Here is a 5,581-nt window from a genome sequence, read left to right on the forward strand (position 1 = left end):
AGAAGGATCTGCTTGGGCGCGGCCAGTGCCATCAGTGAAGTCCACGGGCTGGCGGCCATGGCCGTGATGGCGGTGGTGTGCTGGGTGACGATGACGGGCTCCAGCAGCACGTGCTCCGGTTTGGCGATGGGGCCTTCCGGCTTGCCGCTGGTGACGCTGACGGCCATATCCACCTTCGGCTTGGCGGATTTTTTGGCGATGCTCGACTTGGTGTCGAGGATGCCGCCTTTGATCCATGAGGCGATGAGATCGAGATCCTTCGGCCCCAGCGGCGCGCCTTCCGGCGGCATGAAGGGCTCTTCCTTTTTGGCGCAGGTGCTCCAGATGCGGCTACTGTCCACATTGCCGGGATCGACCACGGACCCGCCGCCGCCACCGTTCATAAGGGCGCCGAAGCTGGTCAGATCGAGGTCACCCTTCTTTTTATCGGGATTATGGCAGGAGAAGCATTTGTTCTCCAGCAGCGGGCGGATGTGATCCTGATAGGTGATTTTTTCGGCAGCGTCCTGGGCATGAAGGGACACTGCGGCGAAGGCCGCGCAAGTCAGCGAAAGGGTGGTTTTGGGCATCATAGATGGATGATGGGGTGAATTACGCACGTGGGGGGTGAAGACTTTCGTCAGAGGGGCGGTGGCCAAGAAATGTGTCAAGAAGGGCAATCCTGACGTTCAATCTTCCTGGCGGGGATGACTGCGCTAAAGGTATGCTTAGAGTGGAGGGGGGCGCATCCTTATCACTGGGCCGTTTCCAAGTCCTGTGAGAGTGCTTTCTTTCTGGGAATGATCAAAAACGAGAGCCAGCCAATCACCTTCTTCAAGCCGCTGTTTTACGTCGCGGCCTTTTTGAAGGCCGGGTTTTTGCTGCCTTTTGTCTGGCTGCGGGAGACACCGTACTTCTGGACGAATGCCGGCGGGTATCCCCTCTGGCTGCGCGATCTGGTGCTGATCTCCTACTATCCTCTCCTGCTGGCGTATGTGGGTTTGCTGTCTTTCCTGAGCTGGCTGCTGCTGTGCCAGCCTGCACGTTCCGTCAGAGGGTTTTGCGTGGAGGCCATTCTGCTGGGGGTGCTGTGGCTGGTGGTTGCCCTGGTCGCAACGCTGATGCTCGCCAACAACATCGCCAATCTCATCGACGGGCGTCCGCTCCATGATCATTAGACCGAGCAGGGCAGGGGATCGTCCCGGCTTGTCAGTGGATGTCCACAATTTTCCAGTACTCGTCATCCCTCCAGTGGGCATAGAGTGTTCTTTGCTGGAGGAAATTACGGATGACAATGGCCAGCAGGGTCATGGCCTGGGCGATGATGGCGAAGTTCGAAGCCTGCGCCAAGTCCAGGTTAGCCCCGGCCGCAGCATGAGGGCTGACGTTCATCGCTTCGAAAATGGTGATGGGGACGCGAACCACAATCAGAGCCTCCATGGTGATGAGCAAAGGACCGCATGGCACCTGGACATCGACATAGTCGCGCCGTGCTCGGCTGAGGTGACGCATGTCCCGCAGACACAGCAGCGGCTTAAACAGGTTGGCAATGGGAACGAACCACCAGAGTCCTGACCAGACGCTGCGACGGACCATGTCTCCGTACAAACGCTTCAATGAAGCAAAGGCGCAGCCCTGCCATATGGCGGTTGCGACAATGCTGATGGCTGATGCGAGCAGTGCGGTCTCAAATGCAGAACCTTCCATCAAAGACCGGGGGAGTGAGGGGATCCATCTGAACCCCTGTTTTGCAGATTGGAATTGTTGAATCGAAACCAAAGTCCAGCAGGCGATTTCAAACAGCAAAGCCGCGCTGCTGAAGATCATGCCAAACCAAAGCGCTGCAGGCAGTTCCGTCGAAGGCAGCGCTGCCACGGCTGACTGGGGCGGCGCATAAACGACCGATGCCCCCGGCAGGCTGGAGTCGAAGGGCAGGGCATTCGCGGACTGTTCCGGAGGCGGGGAGTCCGGGATGGTGGGCAGATTTGGGAGCACCTGTGCGACGGTGCTCCACTCCGCCTCGCCTGCCCTCCTTACGCGGGTGTCATCCTGCAAACGCCCGCGCTTGATGAGGCTGTGCAGCATGACCCCGCTGATGGGGCCAAAGGTAGTTTCACCGCGCAGATAATGCCATTCGTCCATTGGAAAACGAATCCTAGGCGCGGCTGCGGGCGAAAAGCAAGATCTAGACTACTTGCCCAGCTTGTAGATCGCGCCGTTCCAGTCGAGCACGAGCATTTCTCCGGCGGCGTTGGCGCAGAAGGCGGTCGGTTTGACCAGCACGGTGGGCTTCTTTTTGGGATCGGTCGCAGGTGTCTGCGGGCTGGTGTAAAGCAGCGCATTGCTCTGCTCCTTGCCGCTGTCATCGGTCTTGAGGGCCCAGACTTTGCCGAGGATGAAGTCGCCGTAGACATAGGCTCCCTGCAGCTCAGGCAGGGCTTTGCCGGTGTAAACGATGCCACCGGTGATGCTGAGGCCGTCAGCGTGGCTGTAAGCGTGGACGGGCTCGATGAACTTGGCGTCTGCAGGCGGTGTGTCGGTCATCAGGGGGAAGGCGGCGGGGCCTTCGCGGAAGTTCCAGCCGTAGTTGCCGCCATTGGTGATCCAGTTGATTTCTTCCCAGATGTCCTGGCCCACGTCCGCGCACCAGAGGTGGCCTTTGGCGTCAAAGCTCAGGCCCCAGGGATTACGGATGCCGTTCGCGTAGATCTGCGGCAGGGCGTTCACACCGCTGGCGTAGGGATTGTCGGCAGGAATGCCGTAGGCTTTCGAGTATTCGCGGCTGTTGACGTCGATGCGTAGGATCTTGCCGTAGAGCGTGGCATTGAGCTGGGACATCTTCAGTTCGCCGTTGCGCTTCGAGTTGTCGCCCACGCCGATGTAGAGGAAACCGTCCGGGCCGAAGAGGATGTTGCCGCCGTGGTGGTTCCAGTTCACCAGCGGGATTTCCAGCAGCGAGCGCTCGGTGCTTTCGTCCGCCTTGTCGCCATTGGCCTTCATCTCGGTAATGACAAGGCGCTTCGGCTTCTGCAGCGTGTAGCAGAGGTAGAAGAGGCCGTTGTCCTTGAACTTCGGGTGGAAGGCCAGGCCGTTGAGACCTTCTTCAAAAAAGCCGTCCTTCGCCTCCATGCCACGCGGGGAGAGATCCAGGAAGGTCTTGGCCTCTGTGCCCTGCTCATCCTTCGGCAGGATCAAAATCTGCCCGCGCTGCAGCGCCAGAAACTCACGGCCACTGCCATCCTCCGGGATCACCACCGCGATGGGGCGCTCCGTGGGGAGCTTTTCATAAACACGGGTCAGCTTGTGGGTGTCGGCGGCAAAAGCAGCCGAAGTGAGGAAGGCGAGACATAGAAGGGAGCGCATAGGTTCGAGATAGTCAGTCTATGCGGGCCGAGTCTTGCAGGGCAATGAAGATTTTTTGCGGGGGAGAGCTGCTGGTAAGAGTCTCTTCTTCCTAATTAGGCACCCGCTCGCGCCAGTAATCGGGTTCACGACTTGTGTGGGCGATGGCGACGATGTGAATGCTGCCGTCAGCTTCGTCATGCCAATAGACGACATGGTAAGGGAAGCGCTCGACGCGCACCTTGCGGGCGTCCCGACGAAATTTCCGGTGCCGAGCTGGATCATTGCCTGCCCCGGCGACGGCGGTCTCGACCTCTTTGAGGAAGCGCTCACCCAGCTCCCGTCCGCCGCGTTTGGCGAGGTAAAGAGCGGAGCAGTTCAGCTCACACTTCGCTTCGTCATCCCAGGTGATTGGAGTCATTCGCGGGCTGCGGCGTTATAGCTGCGCGAGCAATTGGTGGGCCTCGCTCATGACTTCCGCGTGCGGGATGCGGCGGCTGGCGCCGCTGCGTGCGGCTTCGATCCGGCGGTCAATCTCGGCACACCATGCGGGGCTGAGTTCAGCATCGTCAGCGGCATCCACACTCTCAATGAGACAAGCGGCCATGCGGGAGCGATCTTCCACAGGCAGGAGCAGCGCGTTTTGCAGGACGGTCTCAAAGGCGGCAGTCATGAAATGAGGATAACAGGAGACAGATGCGCGGTCAAGAGCTCTCCAGACTCGCCTGCATGTGCTCGATGTCAGGCCAGCAGATCATTGACCGCCCGCCGAATGCTTCTATCCTGCGCGTCCCTAATTACCATGAGCAACGCCACCGCCATCACCCCCACACGCGCCCAAGATTTCCCCGAATGGTACCAGCAGGTCGTTCGTGCCGCCGACATGGCGGAGAACTCCGAGGTCCGCGGCTGCATGGTGATCAAGCCGTGGGGCTACGGCCTGTGGGAAAACATCCAGCGCCAGCTCGATGTGAAATTCAAGGCCACCGGCCATGTGAACGCCTACTTCCCGCTGCTGATCCCCCTGAGCTATCTCGAAAAGGAAGCGCAGCATGCCGAGGGCTTTGCCACCGAGTGCGCCGTGGTCACGCATCACCGTCTGGAAGTGCAGAAGCAGCCGGACGGCACCACGAAGATGATCCCCACCGGCGAACTCGCCGAGCCCTTCGTGATTCGCCCGACTTCCGAAACGATCATCGGCGCCGCCTTCGCCCGCTGGGTGGAAAGCTACCGCGACCTGCCGCTGCTCATCAATCAGTGGTGCAACGTCATGCGCTGGGAGATGCGCCCACGCCTCTTCCTGCGCACCGCCGAGTTCCTCTGGCAGGAAGGACACACCGCCCATGAAACCGCCGAGGAGGCCATCGTGGAAACACGCACCATGCACAAAGTGTATGAAGACTTCATGCGCGACCACCTCGCCATCCCCGTGATTCCTGGCGAGAAGACCGAGCGCGAGCGTTTCCCCGGTGCCGTGCAGACCTTCACCGTCGAAGCGATGGTGCAGGACAAGAAGGCCATCCAGGCCGGCACGTCGCACTATCTCGGTCAGAACTTCGCCAAGGCCGCGAACATCCAGTTCCTCGGCCGTGACAACACACGTCAGCTGGCCCACACCACGAGCTGGGGCGTCAGCACGCGCATGATCGGCACGGTCATCATGGCCCATGGCGATGACGACGGCGTCATCATTCCACCACGCGTGGCCCCGAACCAGATCGTTATCCTGCCCGTCACGCCGAAGGCTGACACGCGCGATGAAGTCATCGCCGCCTGCGAAGCGCTGGCGCAGACACTGCGCACGCAAATGTTCGCCGGTGAGCCGCTGCGCGTGCACGTGGACAAGCGCGACCTCCAGGGCGGCGCGAAGAACTGGGAATGGATCAAGAAGGGCGTGCCGATGCGTCTTGAAATGGGACCTCGCGACATCACCAGCCGAAGCGTGGCCGTGTGCCGTCGCGATCAGGGACCGAAGGCCAAGGAGTTCGTGCCCAAGGAAGAGTTCATTCAGTCTGTGACGGAGCGCCTACAGGAGATTCAGGATGCGCTGCTCGCACGTGCCACCTCACTGCGTGACGCGAACATGAAGAAGCTCGAAACCCTCGAAGAGTTCAAAGCCTTCTTTGCCGAAGACTCCGAAGGCGGCTTCGCCATGATGCACTGGGCCGGCAGCAGCGACGATGAAGACACCCTCAGCAAAGACCTGAAGGTGACCATTCGCTGCATCCCTCACGGCGATCAGTTTGCTGAGGAAGGCAAG

Annotated in this window: 7 protein-coding genes; 2 read left to right on the forward strand and 5 right to left on the reverse strand. The window is 60.3% G+C overall.

Annotated elements, in window-relative coordinates; translation table 11 throughout:
• Positions 1–572: c-type cytochrome domain-containing protein (locus ACIREA_RS25440; RefSeq protein WP_397385132.1), on the reverse strand; the 572-nt coding region annotated here is incomplete at its 3' end.
• A gap of 207 nt (positions 573–779) precedes the next feature.
• Here ACIREA_RS25440 and ACIREA_RS25445 point away from each other — a divergent pair.
• Positions 780–1,157 (forward strand): hypothetical protein, encoded by a 378-nt coding sequence (locus tag ACIREA_RS25445; RefSeq protein ID WP_397385133.1) that lies wholly within the window; start codon positions 780–782, stop codon positions 1,155–1,157.
• Positions 1,158–1,188: 31 nt separating this feature from the next.
• Here ACIREA_RS25445 and ACIREA_RS25450 read toward each other — a convergent pair whose 3' ends face one another.
• From ACIREA_RS25450 to ACIREA_RS25465, 4 genes are all read right to left on the reverse strand, one after another.
• Positions 1,189–2,121: a GYF domain-containing protein gene (locus ACIREA_RS25450; protein WP_397385134.1), complete on the reverse strand. Its 933-nt coding sequence runs from the start codon at positions 2,119–2,121 to the stop codon at positions 1,189–1,191.
• 48 nt (positions 2,122–2,169) lie between these two features.
• Positions 2,170–3,342 carry a PQQ-dependent sugar dehydrogenase gene (locus ACIREA_RS25455; protein ID WP_397385135.1) on the reverse strand — a complete coding sequence of 391 codons (1,173 nt, stop codon included), beginning with the start codon at positions 3,340–3,342 and terminating at the stop codon, positions 2,170–2,172.
• A gap of 91 nt (positions 3,343–3,433) precedes the next feature.
• Positions 3,434–3,742 (reverse strand): type II toxin-antitoxin system RelE/ParE family toxin, encoded by a 309-nt coding sequence (locus tag ACIREA_RS25460; RefSeq protein ID WP_397385136.1) that lies wholly within the window; start codon positions 3,740–3,742, stop codon positions 3,434–3,436.
• A gap of 15 nt (positions 3,743–3,757) precedes the next feature.
• Complete coding sequence (locus ACIREA_RS25465; RefSeq protein ID WP_397385137.1) at positions 3,758–3,994, reverse strand: addiction module protein; 237 nt, start codon at positions 3,992–3,994, stop codon at positions 3,758–3,760.
• A 129-nt stretch (positions 3,995–4,123) separates the two neighbouring features.
• Between ACIREA_RS25465 and proS the strand changes: the two genes are divergently transcribed.
• On the forward strand, positions 4,124–5,581 hold a 1,458-nt coding region (proS, locus tag ACIREA_RS25470), incomplete at its 3' end, for a proline--tRNA ligase (RefSeq protein WP_397385138.1).

Origin of the sequence: Prosthecobacter sp., assembly GCF_044373815.1 — a bacterium.
Taxonomy (GTDB): domain Bacteria; phylum Verrucomicrobiota; class Verrucomicrobiia; order Verrucomicrobiales; family Verrucomicrobiaceae; genus Prosthecobacter.

What these genes read in the sequence shown, in the direction of transcription:
- ACIREA_RS25445 (WP_397385133.1), top strand. Translation starts at nt 780, where the DNA reads ATGATCAAAAACGAGAGCCAGCCAATCACCTTCTTCAAGCCGCTGTTT.
- ACIREA_RS25450 (WP_397385134.1), bottom strand. Translation starts at nt 2,121, where the DNA reads ATGGACGAATGGCATTATCTGCGCGGTGAAACTACCTTTGGCCCCATC.
- ACIREA_RS25455 (WP_397385135.1), bottom strand. Translation starts at nt 3,342, where the DNA reads ATGCGCTCCCTTCTATGTCTCGCCTTCCTCACTTCGGCTGCTTTTGCC.
- ACIREA_RS25460 (WP_397385136.1), bottom strand. Translation starts at nt 3,742, where the DNA reads ATGACTCCAATCACCTGGGATGACGAAGCGAAGTGTGAGCTGAACTGC.
- ACIREA_RS25465 (WP_397385137.1), bottom strand. Translation starts at nt 3,994, where the DNA reads ATGACTGCCGCCTTTGAGACCGTCCTGCAAAACGCGCTGCTCCTGCCT.